The organism is Chelativorans alearensis, assembly GCF_010993735.1.
GTDB classification, from domain to species: domain Bacteria; phylum Pseudomonadota; class Alphaproteobacteria; order Rhizobiales; family Rhizobiaceae; genus Chelativorans; species Chelativorans alearense.
Genome location: NZ_WQNI01000001.1, coordinates 256,832 through 278,058, shown reverse-complemented (window position 1 = coordinate 278,058; position 21,227 = coordinate 256,832). Strand labels below are relative to the sequence as shown.

Here is a 21,227-nt window from a genome sequence, read left to right as displayed (position 1 = left end):
CCGACATTGGTGAAGCATGTCTTTTGGGTGTCGGAGGGCACTTGCGACAGGGATGCCGCTGAGCATCCTCGCTTAGGGAGGAAATCGATGCGAAAGCTGAAGACGCTTCTGGCGTCGGCGCTCGTCTCGCTGGCTTTTGGCGGTACCGCCATTGCCCAGGAGGAAGAGGCCGCCGCGCCGCCGCTCAATGAATTTCCGCGCGAAGAAACGCTGATCATCAACAATCCCGAGCCGCCGGCGATCAATCCCGGCATGTTCAACATGTGGGTCGCCGGCAACGGCGCCGCATGGTCGAACGGCCTGCATCAGCTGGCGCTCGACACGCTCTGGTTCATCGACCCCGACGCCGGCCTGGAAGGTGCGCTCTACAACCAGCTGGCAAAGGAGCCCTGGCAGTACAACGACGACTTCACGGAGATGACGGTCCATCTGCGGGAGGGCATCCTGTGGAGCGACGGCGAGGAGTTCACGGCCGACGACGTGGTCTTCACTGTTGAGACGCAGATGAAGACGCCCGGGATGGTCTGGAGCGCGCCGTTCTCGGAGTATGTGGAAAGCGTCGAGGCGGTCGACGACTACACGGTGCACTTTACCCTCAAGGAGCCCAACTCGCGGTTCCACTCCAACTTCTCCGTACGCTGGAACGCCGCCTGGATCATGCCCGAGCATATCTTTTCCAAGGTGGAGGACGTGACGGCGTACGACTTCAACCCACCGGTCGGGCTCGGTCCCTACACGCTCCATTCCTTCGATCCGAACGGCTACTGGTACATCTGGGAAAAGCGCGAGGATTGGGACAAGACGGCACTCGCCCAGTGGGGCGAGCCTGGGCCGAAATACGTCATCTACCGGTCCATTCCCTCGACCGACAGCCGGCTGATCGAGATGGTCAACGGCAACCTCGACATGATCCACGATCTGACGCCGGAGGGCATGTTCAGCCTCATCAAGCAGTCGCCGACCTCGCGCGGCTGGTTCCCCGGCTTCCCCTATGCCCACCCGGACCCGACGTTGCCCATGGTGATCTTCAATCACCAGAACGAGAAGTTCCAGGACAAGCGGGTGCGCTGGGCGCTGGCCCTGATGCTCGATGCGCGCGCCATCTCGATGGCGTCCTATCGGGGCGCGGCCACACTCTCGGCCATCGCCATCCCGCCGACGGGCACGCATCCGCGGGACTATCACGCGCCGCTTCAGGACTGGCTGACCGACTACGAGCTGGACACCGGCACGCGGAAGATCAAGCCCTATGACCCGACGATCGGTCTGCAAGTGGCCGACATGGTGCGCCCGCAGTTCGGCGATGAGGTGCCGACCGACGAGGAAGCCATCCGCACCGCCTTCGGCTATGGCTGGTGGAAGCAGGACATCGAGGCGGCGACCGAGCTTCTGGAGGCGGCCGGCTTCACCAAACAGGGCAATCAATGGATGATGCCGGACGGCCAGCCCTTCGCCTTCACGCTCAACACCTTCCAGGAAGGCGTGATCAACCGCATGGGCACCATGATCGCCCAGCAATGGTCTCAGCAGGGCATCCAGGTGACGGCGGAAGCCGACCCGGAGATCTACCGCTCGACGCTGCCGCTCGGCCAATACGAGGCGGCGACCGCCTGGTCGATCGAGACCTGGGGTGGTGATCCTGACCTCAGCTTCTTCCTCGACAGCTGGCACTCGGACTATGTGGCCGAGCCCGGCGAGCGCCAGCCGCACCGCAACTGGCAGCGCTGGAAGAACCCGCAGCTCGACGAGATCATCGAGGAGGTGCGCAAGACCGAGTTCACCGATCCGCGCAACCTCGAGCTCGGCCATGAGTTCGTGAAGCTGATGGTGGACGAGATGCCGGTGATCCCGGTGATGTCGTTCAACGTGTTCTCGGCCTACGATACGAGGTACTGGACCGGCTTCCCGACGGCCGAGGAAGACCCCTACGCCAACATCGTCACCAATTGGGCGAACTCGAAATACATTCTCACCCAGTTGAAACCTGCCAAGCAGTAGGCGGACCACCTCCCAGGACGAGGCGTCCGGCGGAAGCCGGGCGTCTCCCGCACAACCGGCGCAGGACGATCGCGACATATGAAGGACTATCTGACTTTCGCCCTGAAGCGCTTCCTGCAGCTTCTCGCCGTCGTCTTCACCGGTATCTCGGTGGCCTTCTTCGTTTCGTACCTGAGCCCCATCAGCCCCGTTGAAACCATTATCGGGCGTGTCGCCGGGCAGTCGGCCTACAGTCCTGAAGCCATCGAATCGCTGCGGCAGACGCTCACCGAGCTCTTCGGCCTCAACGTGCCCCTTCACGAGCGGTACTTCAATTTTCTCGGCCGCTTTCTCGTCGGCGATCTCGGGCCGTCGCTTCTCGCCTTTCCCACGCCCGCCATGAAGCTGGTCATGCTGGCGCTGCCGTGGACGGTCGGGCTCCTGACGGTGTCGACGATCCTCACCTGGCTCATCGGCAACATTCTCGGCGGCCTTGCCGGCTACTACCAGAACTCGCGACTGCTCAAGGCCTTCGGCGTCGTCGCTATCGGCATCCAGCCGATCCCCTATTACATCGTCGCCTTCCTGATGGTCATCATCTTCGGCTTCCTGTGGCCGGTGCTGCCGATCTCCGGCGGCTTTTCCATGAACGTCCGCCCTTCCTGGTCGCCCGAGTTCGCCGTCTCGATCCTGCGCCACGCCATCCTGCCGGCGGCGTCGCTGGTGATCGTCGGCCTCGGCACGTGGTTCCTCGGCATGCGGGCGCTGGTCTCCAACATCGTCACCGAAGATTATGTGACCTATGCCGAGCTTGCCGGCGTGAAGCGCGAGCGTATCGTCTCCTCCTACGTCATCCGCAACGCTATCGTGCCCCAGCTCACCGCGCTCGCCATGGCGCTGGGGGGCATCTTTTCCGGCACCATCATCACCGAGCAGGTCTTCTCCTATCCAGGCCTCGGCACGCTTCTGGTGCGGGCGGTCAATGCCGGGGATTCGGCGGTGGTACTTGCCGTCTCGTGCATCGCTGTCATCGCGGTGGCGACGGCGATCTTCCTCATCGACCTCCTCCACCCCCTTCTCGATCCGCGCATCAAGGCGGAGTAAGGCCGATATGTTCAGCGTCTTCCGCGATCTCATCCGCTACAACATCGAGTTCACCATCGGTGTGGTGCTCGTCGGCGTCATCGTCGCTTTCTCTCTTCTGAGCTTCGCCTCGCCCGTCGATCCGACGGCCATCTATACGACGATCCCCGATATGCCGCCGAGCGCGGAGTTCTGGTTCGGCACCAATTCGCGCGGGCAGGACCTCTTCTGGCAGCTCACCTTCGCCTTCCGCAACACGCTGTTCTTCGGGCTGACCGTCGCGGTGCTGTCGCGCATCATCTCGATCACGGTGGGGCTGACGGCGGGCTATCTCGGAGGGTGGACGGATCGGACGCTGATGTTTTTCAACGATATCTTCGTCGCCATTCCCATCTTTCCGATCCTCATCCTCTTCTACTTCGTGCTGCGCAACAACCTCGACATGATGAAGCTGGCGCTGATCATGGCCTGTTTCGGCTGGCCGTTCGACGCGCGGCTCATCCGCTCGGTGGCGCTGGGGCTGAAGCATCGGGAGTTCACGCGGCACGCCGTCTTTGCGGGCATGTCGCCCGCAAGGATCATGTATGAGGAGCATCTGCCTTATGTGATGCCGATCGTCTTTTCGACCGCCATGGCCAACATGATCTGGTCGATCGGGCTCGAGGTGACGCTCGCCGTCCTCGGCTTCACCAACATCAACGTGCCGACCGTCGGCACGGCGCTCTACTGGGCCAACAACCACTCGGCGATGGTGGTCGGCGTTTGGTGGTGGATCGTCATCCCGGTGGTTCTGATCGTCATGACCTTCCTGGGACTGTTTCTCCTGGCTGTCTCGATGAACGAATACATCGACCCGCGCAGCCGCCTGCGCCGCATGGGAGCCTGACCTTTGGCCGACGACATTCTCACCGTCGAGGGCCTCAAGGCCTACTACCAGATGAACTACTTCGGCGTGGAGCGCGAGGTGCGCGCCGTCGACGACGTCACCATGCGCGTCATGGCCAACGAGATCTACGGCATCGCCGGGGAGAGCTCGTCCGGCAAGACCAGCTTCATCAAGGTGCTGGCCGCGGCCATCCGTCCGCCCTTCCGCATCGTCGACGGGCGGGTGACGTACCGGTTCAACGGCAAGCCCATCGACGTCGCCCATGCCGGGGAAGACGAGATCGCGAAGATCCGCTGGAAGCACCTGTCCTATATCATGCAGGGCTCCATGAGCGTGCTCAATCCCGTGCGCCGCGTGCGCTCCACCTTCGAGGACTTTGCCTTCCGGCCGATGGGCCTGAAGCGCGATGCGTTCTGGGAGGCGGTGGAAGCGCATCTCGCCCGCCTCCACCTCGAGCCGGGGGTGCTGAGGGCCTATCCGCACGAACTTTCCGGCGGCATGCGCCAGCGCGTCACCATCGCGCTCGCCACCGTTTGCCGCCCCGAATTCATCATCGCCGACGAGCCGACGACGGCGCTCGACGTGGTGGTGCAGAAGGACGTGCTGGCAATGATCCGCGAGGTGCAGCAGGCGCTCGGCTCCTCCGTCGTCTTCGTCACGCACGACATGTCCGTCCACGCCAACATTACAGACAGGCTGGCCATCGTCTATGCCGGCCGCATCGTCGAGGAGGCGCCGACGCGGACCATCTTCACCGCCGCACGCCACCCCTATACCCGCCACCTGGTCGCCAGCCTGCCGCGCATCGGCGACACCAGCCCCAAGCCGTCGCTTGAGGGTCGCCCGCCAAGCCTTGCCGAGCCGCCGGCGGGCTGCCGCTTCCACCCGCGCTGCCCGATCGCCGTCGAGCGCTGCCGCAGGGAGGTGCCGGTGCTGGAGGAGCGACCGGGCGGACATCGGGTCGCCTGCTTCCGCGCCGACGAGGCGCTTCCCGCCGAAAAGATCCTTAATGTCGAGGAGCCCCTCTCATGAGCGCGCCGCCGCTTCTCGACGTCCGCGACGTCAGCAAGGTCTTCACCATGGGGGGCGTGCTGTCGCGCAAGCAGATCAGGGCCGTCAACGAGGTTAGTTTCGCGCTGTCGGCGGAGACGCCGGAGATCTTCACGATCATCGGCGAGTCGGGCTCCGGCAAGACGACGCTCGCCCGCATGATCCTCGGCAGCGACGTGCCGACGAGCGGCGAACTCAAGTTCGAGGGGAGGGACATCGCCGCGCGCCGCGGAGCGGATCGGCTTGCCTTCATGGCGCGCGTACAGCCGATCTTCCAAAACCCGTTCGAAGCGTTCAACCCGCTGAAGCGCGTCGACCGCTATCTCGCCTCCACCGCCCGGCGGTTTCTCAACGCGCGTACCGAGGCCGAGATGGAAGGGCCGATGGACGAGGCGCTCCACCATGTCGGCCTGTCGCTGAAGGAGGTGAAGGGGCGCTTTCCGCACGAATTGTCCGGCGGCCAGTTGCAGCGCACGGCCATCGCCCGGGCGCTGATCTCAAAGCCGAGCGTGATCGTCGCCGACGAGCCCGTCTCCATGGTCGACGCCTCTCTCCGGATGGCGATCGTCAACCTGTTCAAGCGGCTGCGCGACGAGCTCGGCGTGACCATCATCTACATCACCCACGACCTTGCCACCGCCTATTATATCAGCGACCGCATCATCATCATGCAGAAGGGGCACGTGGTGGAGATGGGCCCCGCCCGCCCCATCCTCGACGCCCCGCAGCACCCCTATTCGCAGCTTCTGAAGCGCTCGGTGCTCTCCTTCGACGACGCGGGGAGGGGACTGATCACCCGCTCCGGCCGCGAAGAGGTGGACACGAGCGCCGAAGCGCTCGTCAAAGGGCGGCTGGAGCCGGCAGAAGACGGGCGGCTGGTGCGAGTGGGGTGAGGGGGAGGAGGCGCGTCGATGCCGACATGACATGCGCCATCGTTGCCACGCCCGGTTTTCACCGTCTGGCCATTTCAAAGAACCCACCCTTCGGGAAGGGTGGTGGGAAGACGGGCGGCCAAAGTGTCGCCAGTCAAATTTTTTTTCGCGACCCTCGGGCCGCCCGTCCGGCGTTCTTAAGTCTCCGCCCGTTCCGCTTCCACGAAGCCGGATCCGGAAGGCTTTGAGCCTTCCACGACAGGGCGCTCCGCGCCCCCGTCTCCCCGGCTCCCTTTTAAAGTGCACCGTCCGGCACGCGCCGCCCGTAGTGGCGGCAGGGGAACCCTTGGGCGGAGCCTCCCCGGGCCGGCCGCCACGTTAGCGGCCCGCCGGAGGCGCCGGCCCCTCCCCGCGAGACCGCCGTCGCGATCCACGTTCCCGCGGGAGGGACGGGCACAGGATAAGGGCGGCCGAGGGAGGGGGGCGTATTTTCGTGCGAAAAAAGTTTGCAGATTGTTTGGAATCAATGGGTTGGCGGAAATTGGCCGCCGATTTTATCCCCGCGGCAAGGTTGGCGCCGTTGACCGGACGGCGGCTAGGTCTGCGACCCGCTCTGCGCCGAGGCCTCAAGCTCCGCCTCCGGGATATCGTCGAAAGAGGCGTAGTTGAGGTTGTAGAGTTTGGAGTAGAGGCCGCCCTTGGCCATGAGTTGGTCGTGGTTGCCGGTCTCGATCACCTGGCCGTTCTGCAGGACGATGATGCGGTCCGCGCCCCGGATGGTGGCGAGGCGGTGGGCGATGACGAGGCCGGTGCGGCCCTGGAGGAGCCTGATTAGCGCCTTCTGGATCAGCATCTCGGTGTAGCTGTCGATGTTGGCGGTGGCCTCGTCGAGGACGAGGATCTTGGCATCGGCCACCAGCGCGCGGGCAAAGCTGATGAGCTGGCGCTGACCGAGGGAGAGGTTGCCGCCGCGCTCGCCGAGGATGGCATCGTAGCCGCCGTCGAGGGACATGATGAAGTCGTGCGCGCCGACGGCCCTGGCCGCTTCGATCACCTGATCGCGGGTGGCGTCGGCCTTGTGGTAGCGGATGTTCTCGAAGACGGTGCCGGTGAACAGGAACGGCTCCTGCAGCACCATGGCGACCTGGCGGCCGAGCGACTCCTGCGTCAAGTCGCGCACGTCGTGACCGCCGACCAGCACCTCGCCCTTCTGCACGTCGTAGAAGCGGTGGACGAGCGCCATGGCGGAAGATTTGCCCGAGCCGGTGGGGCCGACCAGGGCCACCGTCTCGCCGGGATTGACGCGGAAGGAGACGTCTTTCAGCACCGGCTGCTTCGGGTCGTAGCCGAAGGTGACGTCCTTGAACTCCACCGAGCCGTCCATGTCGGGCGACAGCACCTTGGCGCCCGGCTTGTCCTTGACGTCGATGCGGACGTCGAGCACGTCGGTCAGGCGCTTGCCCGAGGCCATGGCGCGCTGCATGACCGAGTATTGCAGGGTCAGCGAGCGGATCGGATCGAAGAAGCGCTGGATGTAGAACAGGAAGGCGACCATGATGCCGACGTCGAGACCGCCGTTCAGCACCATGGAACCGCCGACGACGATGACGAAGGCCATGGCAAGGCCGGTGAGGCTGTCGACGATGGGCACCATGACCTGGGCGTATTTCGCCGCCGTCAGGTGCGTCTTCAGGTTGGCGGCGGCCTTGTCGTCGTAGAGGGTGAAATTGACCTGCTGGCGGTCCATGGACTGCACCGCGCGCACGCCGTGAATGGCCTCGGCGAGCGCGCCGTTGGCGACCGAATTGGTCTCGTGGGCGGCCATGAAGGCTTCGCGGGCGCGCGGCAGCCAGAAGATGCGGACGATGAAGAGGATCGGCATCACCGACAGCGTCAGCAGGCCGAGACGGAAATCGAGCCACAGCATGACGAAGACGATGCCGAAGAGGAGCACGATGTCGCCGACAGACAGGACGGAGGTCTCCAGGAACTCCTGCATGGAATTGACGTCGCCCTGGAGCCGCGACATCAGGCGCCCGACCTCCGTCTTGTCCATGAAGGAAAGCGAGACCTTCTGCAGATGCCCGAACATGGCGCGGCGGATGTCGAACAGCACATCCTCGGCCATCTGGCCGACCACGGTCTCCTGCGTGTAGCTGGCCGCAAAGTTGATGAGGATGGCCAGCGCGAAGGCGGCGACGGAATAAAGGAGGGCAGGGTGGTCGATCTCGCCGGGCGCCATGCCGTTGTCGATGGCGTAGCGGATGATGAGCGGGATGACGAGCTGCGTGGCGGTGAAGATCAGGACGGCGGCCACCGAAATGACCACCTTGGCGCGGTAGGGGCGCACGAACGCCCAGATGCGCTTGACGATGTTCTTGTCGAAGGCGCGGCCGAACATCTCCTCTTCGATGCGGTGCGAGCCGACGACGGCACGGGGCGGGCGGCGCCCGCCGTCGCGCACCTCGTTGCGTTCGACCTCGGTCTCGCCTGCGCCGTCCGGGGCCATCAGCCGCCACCTCCCGCTTCATCCAGCATCTCCTCGCCGGGGCGGACCTGGAGATCGTAGAGCGCCCGGTAGCGCCCGCCCTTGGCGAGTAGCTCCTCATGGGTGCCGCGCTCGACGATCTCGCCGCCTTCGACAAAGAGGATCTGGTCGGCATGCATCAGCGAACTCAGCCGGTGGGCGATGACGATCGTCACCCGGTCCTTGGCGAAGCGCCGCATGGCTGTGCGGATACGGCTCTCGGTGGCGGCGTCGATGGCCGCGGTGGAATCGTCGAAGACGATGACCGAGGGCTTGAGCATCATGGTGCGGGCGATCGTCAGGCGCTGGCGCTGGCCGCCCGACAGAGATACGCCGCGCTCGCCCACGACCGTGCCGTAGCCGGCGGGAAGCCCGAGGACGTAGTTGTGGAGCTGGGCGAACTCGCTGGCCCGCGCGATGCGCCGCTCCTTGGCCCAGGGATCGCCATAGGCGATGTTGTTCTCGATGGTGGTGGTGAAGAGGAAGGCGTCCTGCTGGACGACGGCGACCGCCTGGCGGAGCGAGGCCAGCGTCGCCTTGCGGATGTCCTGCCCGTCGAGCGTGATGGCACCGCCGGTGACGTCGTAAAAGCGTGGGATGAGGTGGGCGATGGTCGACTTGCCGGAGCCGGGTGGGCCGACGATGCCGACGGTCTCGCCCTTCCTTGCCTCGAAGCTGACATTCTTCAGGACCTTGCGGTCCTGCGCACCCGGATAGGCGAAGGAGACATTGTTGAAGCGCAGGGTGCCGTCGGTGATGGCGAGTGGCTTGGCGTCCGGCGCATCCTTGACGGCGATGTCGAGGTCGAGCAGGCCGAACAGCCGCGAGCCGCAGGTGGAGGCGCGGGCGAACGCGTTGACCATCATGCCGAGCTGGCGCACGGGCATCTGCAGGATGGTCATGAAGGTGAGGAATGTCGCCAATGTACCGACGCTGATCTCGCCGGCGACGACCTTGTTGCCGCCGACGAGCAGCACCAGCCCCATGGCCAGGAAGAAGGAAAAGGTCATGGCCGAGGTGTTGCGCACGCGGATGCCGACACGCTCGTGGGCGAGCTCGAGCGCGCTCTTGGAGGCGCGGTCGAACTTCATCATCTCGTAGGCCTGGGCGGCGAAGGCGCGCACCACGCGGATGCCGCCGAGGTTCTCCTCCATGACGCGGGTGAGCACCGAAAGGCGCTCCTGCAACTCGAGCCAGGTGGCGCGCAGCTTCAGCCGGGTGACGGAGGAGCGCCAGCCGACGAAGGGGACGAAGCTGAGCGCCAGGAGGCCGAGCACGGGGTCGGTGGAGATCAGAAGATAGGCGCCGATGCCAATCAGCATGGTGAGCAGCACGGCGCGCACCAGCGCGGTCGAGAAATACATCCGCACGCCTTCCAGATCGAGCATGCCGATGGTGATGAGATCCCCCGAGTGCACCCGGTCGTGGAAGGAGAAGGAGAGACGCTGGATCTTTTCGTAGCAGGCAAGCCTGAGCTCGTAGCCGATGTGATGGCCGACCGCTTCGGCGTAGTAGTTCTGCGTCATGGTGAAAAGGCCGCGCAGGATGCTGACCGTCAAAAGCAGAAGCGCGGAGATGAGAAGCGCGCTTTCGGCAGCCGCGCCCTCAGCCCCGCCGCCGATGGCGGTCTGCGTTTGGTCCACGGCGCGGCCCAGAAGCTGGGGGATCGTGAGTTGCAGGGTGGCGGCGATGACGGTCGAGCCAATGGCGAAGGTGACCTGCCAGGGATGGCGCAAATTCATGCGCGTGATCCGCAACAGTGTGCTGAGGCCCTGGCCCCAACCGGCCGCCTCCACATGCGCGAACGAATTCCGTGCCTTCGTCGCGCTGCCAATGGCATCGCTGCTCAAGGTGCTTTCCAGACTGAGTTTTTTCGCCCTATAGGCGGCGGCAAGCCGAGCGACTCGCCGTCAGGACCACTCGCCGCGCAATTAGGGCGCAACGGGGCGGCAGGTTCAAGTCTCTCGAACCCCTATATGGCAGTTTTTTGACGACTGGCACAGCATTTGCGGCCGGCGTGGCACGATGCCCCGCCGGCCTAGTGGTCTGACCCAAACAGATGGTACCATCTGTCAGGATCGCACCACTGTCTTCGGGCGATCACTCACCGCGGCGGCTGATCCTATTCCAGCCGTCCGTCGCCGCTTCTGTCGGCCGCGGCGAAGTCCTGCATGACGCGGTTCATGAACTCGTCCTGGCTGACGCGACCATCACCGTTGGCGTCGGTAGCGGCGAACTGATCCGCATTCAGGACTTGGGTGGTTTCCGTCTCCACCAGATAGCCGTCGCCATTGGCATCGAGCCTGCCGAAGGCCTGGGTCATGAAGGTCTGGTATTCCTGCTGGTTCACGGCGCCGCTGGCGTTGGCGTCGAGTTCATTGAGATGGCCTTCGTGCATCGGCATTTCGGTCTGGGCGGCAGCAGTGCCGGCGAAAATAAGAAGGCCTGACAGGGCGGCAAAGATTGTTTTCTTCATGGGATCCTCCTTCGCCTTAGCGGCAAGCCAACCGATTACCGAGAAGACCGCCGCCACCGAGGCCAGCCGCAGTAGCCAGAACAGCCCCCCTGCCGCCGCCGATCGTGGTGCCAATCAGCCCGCCAATAATGGCGCCGCCAACCGTGCCGGCAATGCATCCGAACTCGTGATTGCGGGCCTGAACATTCGGGTCCGAACTCGACTGGCAGCCGGCCACCAGCAAGGATGACGCGGCCGCGGCCACAATTATTCCATTCCTGATCATGTCCCTCTCCTCGTTTTTCAGGGCGCCCGCATAATTGTCGGGTCAACGCCCTGGGAGCGTGTCCGATCGACCAGGATGTCCTCGTCAGGCCGACCGTCGGTCGCGATGAGTCCGACCTCGCCGTCAAGACGGGACTAGGATAGGCAAGTCGCCTTCAATTCCGATTCACAGTTTCTTTCACGTCTAAACTTCGATCACGAAATCGGCGACGCTGCCGTGTCTTTGAATATGCTTGGCCGCCAGCTTCAGACGCTTGCCCGCGACGCGAGAAGCACTTCGACTTCGGTAAGCGTCGGCATCGAGGGGGCGGTGCCTGGACGGGTGACGGAGATGCCCGCAACGGCGCAGCCGAAGCGCACCGCATCGGCCGGTGTCAGGCCGCGCGCCAGGCCCACGGCGAACCCGCCGTTGAAGGCATCGCCCGCGCCGGTGGTCTCGACAACGGGGCCGGCGGCGAACGCGGGGACGTGCTGGGCGCCGTCGCGATCGACGATGAGTGCTCCCTTCTCGCCCAGCGTGATCACGGCCGACCGGACGCCCTTTTCCAGAAGCGCCTCGCCGGCGCGGCGTGCCTCAGTGGGGGAGGCGACCGCGATGCCCGTCAGCTCTTCCGCCTCCGTCTCGTTGGGCGTGGCGTAGTCGCAAAGGGCGAAGATCTCCGGTGGCAGCTTTGCGGCGGGCGCGGGGTTGAGGATCGTCGTCACGCCCGCTTCCCGGGCGATCTCCAAGGCGCGGACGGCCGCCTCGATGGGCTGCTCGAGCTGTGTGACGAAGACGCCGGCGGAGCGGATGAGGTCTGCCTTGGCATCGATGTCGGCGGGGGAGATGAGGGTCGCGGCGCCAGGGCAAACGATGATGGCGTTGTTGCCGCTTTCCTCCTCCACGAAGATATAGGCGGCACCGGTATAGCTCTCCGGCGTCTCGATGACCGCCGGCTCGACGCCCGCTTCCCGCCATGTCGTGAGCGCCATGTCGGCGAACGGATCGCGGCCGAGCCGCGTGATGAAGCTGACGTCGGCGCCGAGCCGCGCGGCGGCGACGGCCTGGTTTGAGCCCTTGCCGCCGGGGCCGAGCTTGAAGGCGCTGCCCAAAAGCGTCTCCCCCATCCGCGGCTGCCTTGCGGCGCGGTAGGCGGTGTCGGCGACGAACACGCCGAGGATGACGATCGGCTTGCCCTTCTCCATGGGCTCAGTCCTGGTCCGGCGGGATGACGCCCTTGCGGAAGGCGAAGCAGCCGTAGAAGCGGCGTTCGCCGGTCTGGATGACGCAATAGGCCTTTTTGGCGCGCTCGTAGAAGGCATAGCGCTCGACGCCGACCATCGGCCAGGAGCGGCCCTCCGCCTCATCGACCACCTTCTGCACCTCCGCCTGCACCGGCAGGATTTCGTCCGGCGCGCCGACGACCTCCATGCGGGCCGCCGCGTCGTCGACGAAGGTGTCGAGCGGGTAGACGGAGAGGATGGCGGCGGCCACCTCGGCCGCCGTGGCGTCGATGCGCAGAAGCCTGCCGAGGCGCGTCTGCCGGGCGATCGAATCGGACGGGAAGTTGGTGTCGGCGATGACGAGGTCGTCGCCGTGGCCCATGGCCCTCAGCGCGAAGAGCACATCGGCATTCAGCAGCGGGTTGATCCCCTTGAGCATGTCTTCCCTCCAAGAGCGGCCGCTCTTTCCCGGCCAAATTTCGGTTGCGGGTTAGACCCGTTCATCATTTCATGGAATCGATGAACGGGTCTAACTCCTTGTTTTGTCACAATTGCGGACGGAGAGCCAGCACCCACTTTTTCCTGGAATTGCTCTACAGCCTCTGCCCGGTGTCGGCATGGAACAGATGCACCTGGTCCGGGCGCGGGCGCAGCCTGATCGTCTCGCCGGGCCGGAAATCGTGGCGCTGCCGGAACAGGGCGACGAGGTCGTCGCCGCCGAAATGCAGGAACACCAGCGTCTCCGAGCCCGTTGGCTCGACCACGGAAACCTCTGCCGGAAAGCCGTCGTCGGAAAGCTCCAGATGCTCCGGGCGGATGCCGAGCACGATCGGCTGGCCGTCTTCGGCCTGGTGATCGCCGGAGACGGCGACACGCGCGCCGTTGACCTCGACGGCGGTCTTCCCGCCGTTCACCGTCGCCTTGAGCATGTTCATGGACGGCGAGCCGATGAAGCCGGCGACGAAAAGGTTGGCCGGGCGGTCGAAGACCTCCAAGGGCTCGCCGACCTGCTCGACCCGCCCGTCCTGCATGACGACGATCCTGTCGGCCATGGTCATCGCCTCCACCTGATCGTGCGTGACGTAGACGGTGGTCGTCTTCAGGCGCTGGTGCAGCTCCTTGATCTCGGTGCGCATCTGCACGCGCAGCTTGGCATCGAGGTTGGAGAGCGGCTCGTCGAACAGGAAGACCTGCGGGTCGCGCACGATGGCGCGGCCCATGGCGACACGCTGGCGCTGGCCGCCCGACAATTGCCGCGGATAGCGGTCGAGAAAGGGGTTGAGCCCGAGGATGCCGGCCGCGCGGTCGACGCGCTCGCTCACTTCGCTGGCGGCCATGCCGCGCAGGCGCAGCGCGAAGGCCATGTTGTCCTTCACCTTCATGTGCGGGTAGAGCGCGTAGTTCTGGAACACCATGGCGATGTCGCGCTGGGACGGCGGCAGGTGGTTGACGATCCTGTCGCCCACGAGGATCGCTCCCTTGGTGATACTTTCGAGGCCGGCGATCATGCGCAGCAAGGTCGACTTGCCGCATCCCGACGGCCCGACAAGGACGACGAACTCCCCATCGGCGATGTCGACATCCACCCCGTGGATCACCTCCACGGAGCCGAAGGACTTGCGGACCCTGCGGACCGTAACGTTGGACATGGTTCCTCCCGAGACCCGACCGGCCAGAAGAACAGACGAGCCGGCGCGCGATGTCAATTGTAAAGAGACACCGGCTTTTAACGCAGCGCAATCACCCCCGCTCCGTCTCGGCCTTCGGCCGATCCACCTCTCCCCCTGCCCCCTCGGCTGGCTCAGGGCGGGAGAGGAAGGCGCCAAGCGCTCCGGCCGGCGTTTCCTCTCCCCGTCGAGCGGGGGAGAGGTGGCCGCGAAGCGGTCGGAGTGGGGGTAGACGCAGCCTCCGCTAACCCGAATTCGTTACCCCGACCGCCGACCGGCGATTTATTGACAATGGTCGAACTTGCCTCATACTCAATGGAAACCGGGAGGCATACGGGGAGGAGCAGGCGGGAGAAGGGCAAGAAGACATCCCCAATGCCTGCCTTCGGTAAATCGTTTTACCGGCTATCGACGGCTCCCACGCCGCGATCATGGAAGTCTTAAGGGAGGAAATCGTCCATGAAGGTCCACATCTATAAGCGACTGATGGCCATGCAGGCCAGCCGCCGCGGTATCCTGAAGGGCGCGGCGGGCGCCGGTGCCCTGGCGCTCGGCGCGACGAGCGGGCTGGGAGCGCTTGCGCGGCGCGCCTCGGCGCAGGGCAACCTGCGCGCCGAGATCCTGAAGATCCCCGGCGTGGGCATGGGATCGCCGACCGACGCCGACTGGCAAAGGGTTGGCGAACTGTGCCTCGACGGCACCAGGGCCACCGTGGAGGAGGGCGAGTTCGAGGGCGTCCAGCTGACCTTCATGGGCCTCAACAACCAGAACCTGCACAACTTCCTGTTCCGCGGCTTCCTGAAGCCCTGGGAGGCCTATACCGGTGCGCGGATCGAGTGGATCGACCTCGCCCAGGCCGATTACAACGCCCGCCTGCAGCAATCGATCGCCACCGAAACGGTCGATTTCGACATCATCGAGATGGGCGCGCCCTTCGAAGGTGACGTGTGCGGCAAGGGGCTCGCCTCCGAGATGCCCGACTGGGTGAGGGATCTGATCGAGATGGACGACTACGTCGACTATCTCAAGGCTCCGGTCGGCACCTGGGACGGCAAGACCTACCGCATCTCGGTCGACGGCGACTGCCACAACTTCAACTTCCGCACCGACTATTTCGAGAACGAGGAGCTGGCCCAGGCCTGGCGGGACGAGGGCCATGAGGGCGAATGGGCGGTGCCGACCACCTGGCAGAAGGTGCAGGAGGTCACCAAGTTCCTCAAGGGCAAGAACGACCCCTTCGGCGGGCCGGCCTACGGCTATCTGGACGCGCCCAAGTCCTGGGGCGGCTTCGGCTTCTATTTCCTGGCAAGCCGCGCTTCCGCCTATGCCAAGCATCCCGACGATCCGGCCTGGCTGTTCGACCCCGACACCATGAAGCCGCGCGTCAACAACGAGGCATGGGTGCGCGCCATACAGGACGTCCTGGACGTGCTCGACGCGCAGCCGCCGGACCAGATCAACGCCGACCCGAACACGACCGCCTTCCAGCAGTTCCTGGCCGGCACCGGCAGCATGGTCTCCTGGTGGGGCGACGTCGGGTCCAACGCCCGCACGTCGGACTCCTCGATCGTCGGCGACGTCATCGGCTTTTCCGTACTGCCGGGCTCCGACGACGTGTGGAACCACGCCAGCGGTGAATGGGAGACACTGCCCGACGGGCCGAACGTGGCGCCCAACATGGCCTATATCGGCTGGGGCGTCTATGTGATGGCGCGTGTCGACAGCGATGAGAAGAAGAAAAAGGCGGCCTGGTCGGCGGCGGCCCACCTCGGCGGCAAGGACCTGTCGCTGTGGTGCGCGGCCTATCCGTCGGGCTTCCAGCCCTACCGCAAGAGCCACTTCAACATCCCCGAATGGGTGGAGGCCGGCTACGAGGAGGCGTTCATCGAGAACTATCTCGCCTCGGAAGCCGATTCCTACAACCACCCCAATGCGGCGATCGAGCCGCGTATCCCCGGCATCTTCCAGTATTATTCGGTGGCGGAGGACGAACTGGCCAAGATCTTCGCCGGCCAGTACGCCTCGGCCCAGGAAGGCGCCGACAAAATAGCCGAGGCCTGGGAGAGGATCACCGACCAGATCGGCCGGGAGAGCCAGATCGAGCTCTACAAGGCCTCGCTCGGCGTGTAGGGCAGGACAGTTGCATATGGATTCTGAGTCCCTGATGGGACCCCCACCCCTTACCCCTCCCCTCAAGGGGGAGGGGGGCGCCGGCGTCTCAGAATCCCCCTCCCCCTTGAGGGGAGGGGTAGGGGGTGGGGGTCCCGGCGAAGCCGGCAAAAATAATCCATATGAAAATGTGAGACCGGCAGCCCCGGACGGCCGGTTTATACTGCCGACCGGCGGGTAGGACCTGCATGAGCATGGAAAAGACAGCGCCGCTCGACATCGATTTCGACGAATACGTTCCGCCCGATCCGATTCCTCAGTCGCGCAAGCGGCTGGGGCTCCTGATCCTGGCCTTCGGTTCGCTGGTGCTTGCCGCGGCGTTTCTCGTTCAGGCGCTCTACCGGGCCGGCACAATCGACTTCGGCTTCGCCAACTGGCGGCCTGTCGTCTATGCCTATCTCTTCTGGGGCATAACGCTCGGAACCGCGCAGGTTTTGAGGCGCGGCGAGGCGGGCGTGCGGGCGCTCTTCGTGCTGCCGGCGGTTCTGTTCGTCGTCGCCATGGTCGTCTTTCCGCTGCTGTTCGGCCTCTACATCTCGTTTACCGACTGGAACCTCTCCTCCCTGCAGGGGCGCAGGTTCAACGGCCTCGACAATTTCCGCCAGATGCTCGGCGACGCCTTCTACTGGAACGCGCTCAAGAACATGGTCTGGTACACGCTGGCGGTGCTCGTCGAATACGCCATCGCCTTCGGCATGGCGCTTCTCCTGCACTCGCAGATCCGGGCGCGAAAGTTCTTCCGCGTCGTCTTCCTTCTGCCCCTGATGCTGTCGCCGGTGGCGGTGAGCTGGATGGTCGGCAAGTCGATGATGGAAATACGCTTCGGGCCGATCGCCAACTTCGCCCGCTGGCTCGGATGGGAGAACCCGGCCTTCTTCACCGACCCGTGGCTGGCCCGGTTCTCGATCATGGCGATGGACGCCTGGACCTTCATTCCGCTGATGATGATCATGCTGCTCGCCGGTCTTCAGGCGCTGCCCAAGGAAGTGATGGAGGCGGCGAGGGTGGATGGCGCCAATCCCTGGCAGACCTTCTGGAAGGTCATCTTTCCCTTGACGCTGCCGGTCTCGATCACCGCCGTCCTTATCCGCATCATCTTCAAGCTGAAGCTCGCCGACGTCATCATCAACGTGACCGCCGGTGGCCCCGGCGGGGCGACCGATTCGGTGACGAGCTTCATCTTCCGCGTTTACCGCGACCGCTCCAACGTCGGCTACGGCACGCTGTTGGCGATGGTCTATCTGGTGTTGATCGTCGTCTCGCTCACCATCATGCTCAACGTGCTCGGCCGCTGGATGCGCGGTTACGGCCAGGAGGAATCGTAAAGCGATGATTGCCATCGACGAAAAGCTGGACGAGGCGGCCGTGCCCGAGCCGACGATGGCCGAGCGGACGCACCGGCTGACCACGCGCGTGATCGTCTACGGCATCCTGATCGTCTGGGCCTTCATCTGCCTCGTGCCGATCTACTGGACCGTCACGACCTCTTTCAAGGCCGCGCCCGACGTCATGCGCGGCAATCTCGTCCCGTTCATCGACTTCACGCCGCAGTGGCTGGGCTGGCGGTCGCTCGGCCTGTCGCCGGAGACGCTCTTCAACACCTCGACGGTGCGCGGCGAGTTCACGAAGCGCTTCATGAACAGCGTCGTCGTCTCCCTCTCGGCGTCGTTCCTGGCCGCCGTTCTGGGCTCGCTGGCCGCCTATGGCCTCAGCCGCTTCTCCTACCGGTTCGGCCCGATGAAGAACAAGGACATCTCCTTCTTCTTCCTCTCGCAGCTGATCCTGCCGCCCGTGGTGCTCGCCCTGCCGTTCCTGGTTCTCTACAAGGAGCTGGCGCTGCTCGACACGCGCATCGGGCTTATCCTTCTTTATACGCTCACCGTGCTGCCCATCGTCATCTGGATCATGCGCGACCAGTTCAAGGCCATTCCCGTGGAGCTGGAGGAGGCGGCGCTGGTCGACGGCCTGTCGATCTGGGGCGCCTTCCTGCGCATCGTCCTGCCGATCTCGCTGCCGGGCATCGTCGCCGCCTTCATCCTGTCGCTGATCCTGTGCTGGAACGAGTATTTCTTCGCCGCGCTCCTGACCAGCACCGAGGCGAAGACGCTGCCGGTGATGGTGGCGAGCCAGACCGGCAGCCAGGGCATCAACTGGTGGTCCATGGCGGCGCTTTCGACGGCGGCGATCGCTCCGCTCTTGATCGTCGGGATCATACTGGAGCGCTACATCATTGCCGGGATGGCGACGGGGGCGGTGAAGTAGGCCGGCGAGGGCTGGGCGCGTGCCTTCACCCTCGTCCTTCGACAAGCTCAGGATGAGGGTGAAGGCAAGGCGACGCCGCGCGGGCTTCGACGTGCGTGGAAGGGAGCAAACACAGCCCTCATCCTGAGCCTGTCGAAGGACGAGGGCGGGATGCAGAGCACATCCTGTCGCCGGAACACCTACAGCGCCCCCGACAACTCCGCCATCAGCCCCCGCGTCTCCTCGTAAAGCCGCCGGAAAACCCGATACTGCCGCCCATAGACCTCCGCATGCTCCCTCCGCGCGGCGATCGTCCTTTCCACCGGGTTCCAGCCGGCGATGTCCCCCTTTTGCGCGTCGCCCACGGCCACCGCGGCGAGGAAGGCGTCGCCATAGGACGCGCCGAGGGTGCGGGCGCGCAGGAGCTGGTCGAGGCCGCAGATGTCGGAGGTGGCCTGCGCCCAGACCGCGTTCTTCGTGCCGCCGCCGACGGCGTGGATCGTCTCCGGCGGGCGGCCGATCTGGCGGTAGGTGTCGACGATGTGGGCGGTGCCGCAGGCGATGCCTTCCAGCAGCGCGCGGTAGATGTGGCCGCGCGTGTGCGTCAGGTTGAGGCCGAAGAGGACGCCCTTTGCGTCGGGATCGTGAATGGGGGTTCGTTCGCCGGAGAAATAGGGCAGGAACACGAGGCCACCCGCGCCGGGCGACGTCGCTGCCGCCTCTTCGGCGAGGGTGGCGAAGGCTTCCTCCGGCGGCAGCTCGCGGGCGAACTGGTCGCGGAACCAGTGGGTGAGGGTGCCGCTGGTGGCAAGGCCGGCCATGGAGGCGTGCTCGCCCTCGAACAGCCAGGGCGCGTACCACAGGCGGCGGTCGCGGACGGGACCGTCGGTCACCATGATGGTGAAGATGGTGGAGCCGTACATGACCATCATGTCGCCGGGGGCGAGCACGCCGACGCTAAGTGCCTCGGCGGCGGCGTCGATGGTGCCGGCGGTGACGGGGGTGCCGGCGGCAAGGCCGGTCTCGGCGGCGGCTTCGGGTGTGACCGCGCCGGCGATGTCGGTGGTCCACAGGAGATCGGGGAGCTGGTCGGGGCGGGCGATGTCGTCTGCGAGATCGAAGATCCAGCCGCGCTTTTCGACGTCGTAGAGGGGGCTGGCGTTGGCGGCCGAGTAATGGTCGATGACGAAGCGGCCGGTGAGGCGGTAATTGACGTAGCTCGTGGAATTCAGGAACTTCGCCGTCTTGTCGTAGAGTTCGGGGCGGTTGTTCTTGAGCCAGAGGATTTTCGGGCCGACCGATTGCGAGGTCAACGCATTGCCGCACCGCTCAAGGATCGTTTCGGAGCCGATCCGCTGGTCGAGGGCCTCGATCTCGCGGGCGGCGCGCGTGTCGACGCCGTAGAGGATGGCGTTCGATAGCGGTATGCCCTCGGTGTCCACCGGCAGCACGCAGGGGCCGATGGCGCTGCAGCCGACGGCGCGGATGGTCTTTGGATCGATGCCGCTTTCGGAGAGCATCTTCTTCGTGACGAAGACGAAGTCGCCCCACCAGTCCTCGCGCGGCCGGTGCTCGGCCCAGCCGGGCTGCGGCACCAGCATCTTGTGCGGACGGGCCGCGCTGGCGAGGATGCCGCCCGCCTCGTCCACGAGGACGCCCTTGGTCTCGAAGGTGCCGATATCGACGCCGAGATAGTGCTTCATGTCACGTAGTCGTCCCGGTCGAGGCTGAAGGTCTCGTCGATGGCGGCGATGCCGGCGACCATGAGCCGGACGAGCTGTTCCAGGTCGCCGAGGTCGCACACCTCGAGCGAGGAATGAGAATAACGCATCGGGAAGCCGACATCGATGCAGGCGACGCCGCTGCCGACGAGCTGCACGTAGGAGGTCTCCGTCAGCGCGCCGACATGGGCGCTTCTTTGCAGCGGCATGGCAAGCCCGCCGGCCGTCTTCTCGAACAGGCGGACGAGGGCAGGGTGGGGGATGGTGCCGTTGAGCGTGCCGCGGCCATGGAAGGAATAAAGGCTGATCGCCGGGCCGGCGCCCAGCCGCACGTCGCCTCGGTGGGCCATGTCGGGCGTGTCGGTGGCGAGCACGAGGTCGATCTGGATGGCGATGTCGGGCCGGAGCACCTGTGCGGCCGTCAGCGCACCGCGCAGGTTGAACTCCTCCTGCACGGCGAAGACCAGGTGAACGGTGGGCCGCGGGCCCTCCTCGACGAGCATCCGCGCCGCCTCGATAAGTGCCGCGCAGCCGGCGCGGTCGTCCACTGTCGTGCCGCCGATACGGTCTTCGCCAAGCTCCACCACGTTCGGCAGGTAGACGACCGGCGTGCCGATATCGACGCCGGCGCTCCGCGCCTCCTCCGCCGAGGCGAAGCCCGCATCGATATAAAGGTCGGCGTAGGGGACGACCTTGTACTTTTCGTCGGGCGTCGTGGCGTGGTGGCTCTTGTTGGCGATGACGCCCTTGCGGTCGCGCCCTTCGCCCACGCACAGGAGCACGGCCTGCGAGGCCAGCGCCCGCTCCGGCACGCCGCCCAGCCGATCGACGCGGATGAAGCCGTCGGCCTCGACCTTGCGCACGACGAAGCCGAGCTGGTCCATGTGCGTGAAGAGCATGACGGCGGGCGCGGCGGCTTCGCCCTCGATGGTGGCGATGAGGTTGCCCAGCATGTCCGTGCGGCAGGCAAGGCCGAGGGGGGCGAGCTTTTCCCGGATGGCGCGGCGGACCCGGCCTTCGTGGCCGGAAAGGCCGGGGATGAGCATCAGTTCGCCCAGAAGCGTGCGCAGCCGTTCCTTCACCGTCCGCTC

17 protein-coding genes are annotated in these 21,227 nt (G+C 65.3%); 8 read left to right on the top strand and 9 right to left on the bottom strand.

Annotation, left to right across the window (positions count from 1 at the left end):
- Positions 1–87: 87 nt before the first annotated feature.
- From GPJ75_RS01250 to GPJ75_RS01230, 5 genes are all read left to right on the top strand, one after another.
- Positions 88–1,998 carry an ABC transporter substrate-binding protein gene (locus GPJ75_RS01250; protein WP_163264278.1) on the top strand — a complete coding sequence of 637 codons (1,911 nt, stop codon included), beginning with the start codon at positions 88–90 and terminating at the stop codon, positions 1,996–1,998.
- A gap of 78 nt (positions 1,999–2,076) precedes the next feature.
- Positions 2,077–3,081 carry an ABC transporter permease gene (locus GPJ75_RS01245; RefSeq protein WP_163264276.1) on the top strand — a complete coding sequence of 335 codons (1,005 nt, stop codon included), beginning with the start codon at positions 2,077–2,079 and terminating at the stop codon, positions 3,079–3,081.
- 7 nt (positions 3,082–3,088) lie between these two features.
- On the top strand, positions 3,089–3,946 hold the full coding sequence (locus GPJ75_RS01240; protein ID WP_159585369.1) for an ABC transporter permease: 858 nt from the start codon (positions 3,089–3,091) through the stop codon (positions 3,944–3,946).
- A gap of 51 nt (positions 3,947–3,997) precedes the next feature.
- Positions 3,998–4,978, top strand: a complete 981-nt coding sequence (locus GPJ75_RS01235) for an ABC transporter ATP-binding protein (protein WP_163264856.1) — start codon at positions 3,998–4,000, stop codon at positions 4,976–4,978.
- Entirely contained in the window at positions 4,975–5,889 is a 915-nt protein-coding gene (locus GPJ75_RS01230) for an ABC transporter ATP-binding protein (protein WP_163264274.1), read from the top strand. The genes GPJ75_RS01235 and GPJ75_RS01230 overlap by 4 nt, the downstream gene beginning before the upstream one ends.
- A 574-nt stretch (positions 5,890–6,463) precedes the next feature.
- Here GPJ75_RS01230 and GPJ75_RS01225 read toward each other — a convergent pair.
- The 7 genes from GPJ75_RS01225 to GPJ75_RS01195 all read right to left on the bottom strand — a co-directional run bounded on the left by GPJ75_RS01225 (position 6,464) and on the right by GPJ75_RS01195 (position 13,987).
- The gene (locus GPJ75_RS01225; protein ID WP_163264272.1) at positions 6,464–8,377 is read right to left on the bottom strand and encodes an ABC transporter ATP-binding protein; all 1,914 of its coding nucleotides are present in this window, start codon (positions 8,375–8,377) and stop codon (positions 6,464–6,466) included.
- Positions 8,377–10,245, bottom strand: a complete 1,869-nt coding sequence (locus GPJ75_RS01220; protein ID WP_163264269.1) for an ABC transporter ATP-binding protein — start codon at positions 10,243–10,245, stop codon at positions 8,377–8,379. The genes GPJ75_RS01225 and GPJ75_RS01220 overlap by 1 nt, the downstream gene beginning before the upstream one ends.
- Before the next feature lie 272 nt (positions 10,246–10,517).
- Positions 10,518–10,871: an EF-hand domain-containing protein gene (locus GPJ75_RS01215; RefSeq protein WP_163264267.1), complete on the bottom strand. Its 354-nt coding sequence runs from the start codon at positions 10,869–10,871 to the stop codon at positions 10,518–10,520.
- A gap of 16 nt (positions 10,872–10,887) precedes the next feature.
- A complete protein-coding gene (locus GPJ75_RS01210) occupies positions 10,888–11,136 on the bottom strand; it encodes a hypothetical protein (RefSeq protein ID WP_163264265.1) in 249 nt (82 codons plus the stop codon).
- Between the two features lie 245 nt (positions 11,137–11,381).
- Positions 11,382–12,320 (bottom strand): ribokinase, encoded by a 939-nt coding sequence (gene rbsK, locus GPJ75_RS01205; protein WP_163264263.1) that lies wholly within the window; start codon positions 12,318–12,320, stop codon positions 11,382–11,384.
- A 4-nt stretch (positions 12,321–12,324) separates the two neighbouring features.
- A complete protein-coding gene (locus tag GPJ75_RS01200; RefSeq protein WP_163264261.1) occupies positions 12,325–12,777 on the bottom strand; it encodes an RbsD/FucU family protein in 453 nt (150 codons plus the stop codon).
- Positions 12,778–12,931: 154 nt separating this feature from the next.
- The gene (locus GPJ75_RS01195) at positions 12,932–13,987 is read right to left on the bottom strand and encodes an ABC transporter ATP-binding protein (RefSeq protein WP_163264259.1); all 1,056 of its coding nucleotides are present in this window, start codon (positions 13,985–13,987) and stop codon (positions 12,932–12,934) included.
- A gap of 477 nt (positions 13,988–14,464) precedes the next feature.
- On the opposite strand from GPJ75_RS01195, the gene GPJ75_RS01190 reads away from it, so the two are divergent.
- The 3 genes from GPJ75_RS01190 (at position 14,465) to GPJ75_RS01180 (ending at position 18,436) form a co-directional block, all read left to right on the top strand.
- Entirely contained in the window at positions 14,465–16,135 is a 1,671-nt protein-coding gene (locus GPJ75_RS01190; protein WP_163264257.1) for an ABC transporter substrate-binding protein, read from the top strand.
- Positions 16,136–16,368: 233 nt separating this feature from the next.
- Positions 16,369–17,499 (top strand): carbohydrate ABC transporter permease, encoded by a 1,131-nt coding sequence (locus GPJ75_RS01185; RefSeq protein WP_163264254.1) that lies wholly within the window; start codon positions 16,369–16,371, stop codon positions 17,497–17,499.
- Positions 17,500–17,554: 55 nt separating this feature from the next.
- The gene (locus tag GPJ75_RS01180; RefSeq protein ID WP_163264854.1) at positions 17,555–18,436 is read left to right on the top strand and encodes a carbohydrate ABC transporter permease; all 882 of its coding nucleotides are present in this window, start codon (positions 17,555–17,557) and stop codon (positions 18,434–18,436) included.
- A 179-nt stretch (positions 18,437–18,615) separates the two neighbouring features.
- Here the strand turns inward: GPJ75_RS01180 and GPJ75_RS01175 are convergent, their stop codons facing one another.
- Together GPJ75_RS01175 and GPJ75_RS01170 are read right to left on the bottom strand one after the other, a co-directional pair.
- Positions 18,616–20,118 carry an FGGY-family carbohydrate kinase gene (locus GPJ75_RS01175; protein WP_163264253.1) on the bottom strand — a complete coding sequence of 501 codons (1,503 nt, stop codon included), beginning with the start codon at positions 20,116–20,118 and terminating at the stop codon, positions 18,616–18,618.
- Positions 20,115–21,218: a M42 family metallopeptidase gene (locus GPJ75_RS01170; protein WP_246248860.1), complete on the bottom strand. Its 1,104-nt coding sequence runs from the start codon at positions 21,216–21,218 to the stop codon at positions 20,115–20,117. The genes GPJ75_RS01175 and GPJ75_RS01170 overlap by 4 nt, the downstream gene beginning before the upstream one ends.
- Between the last annotated feature and the right edge of the window lie 9 nt (positions 21,219–21,227).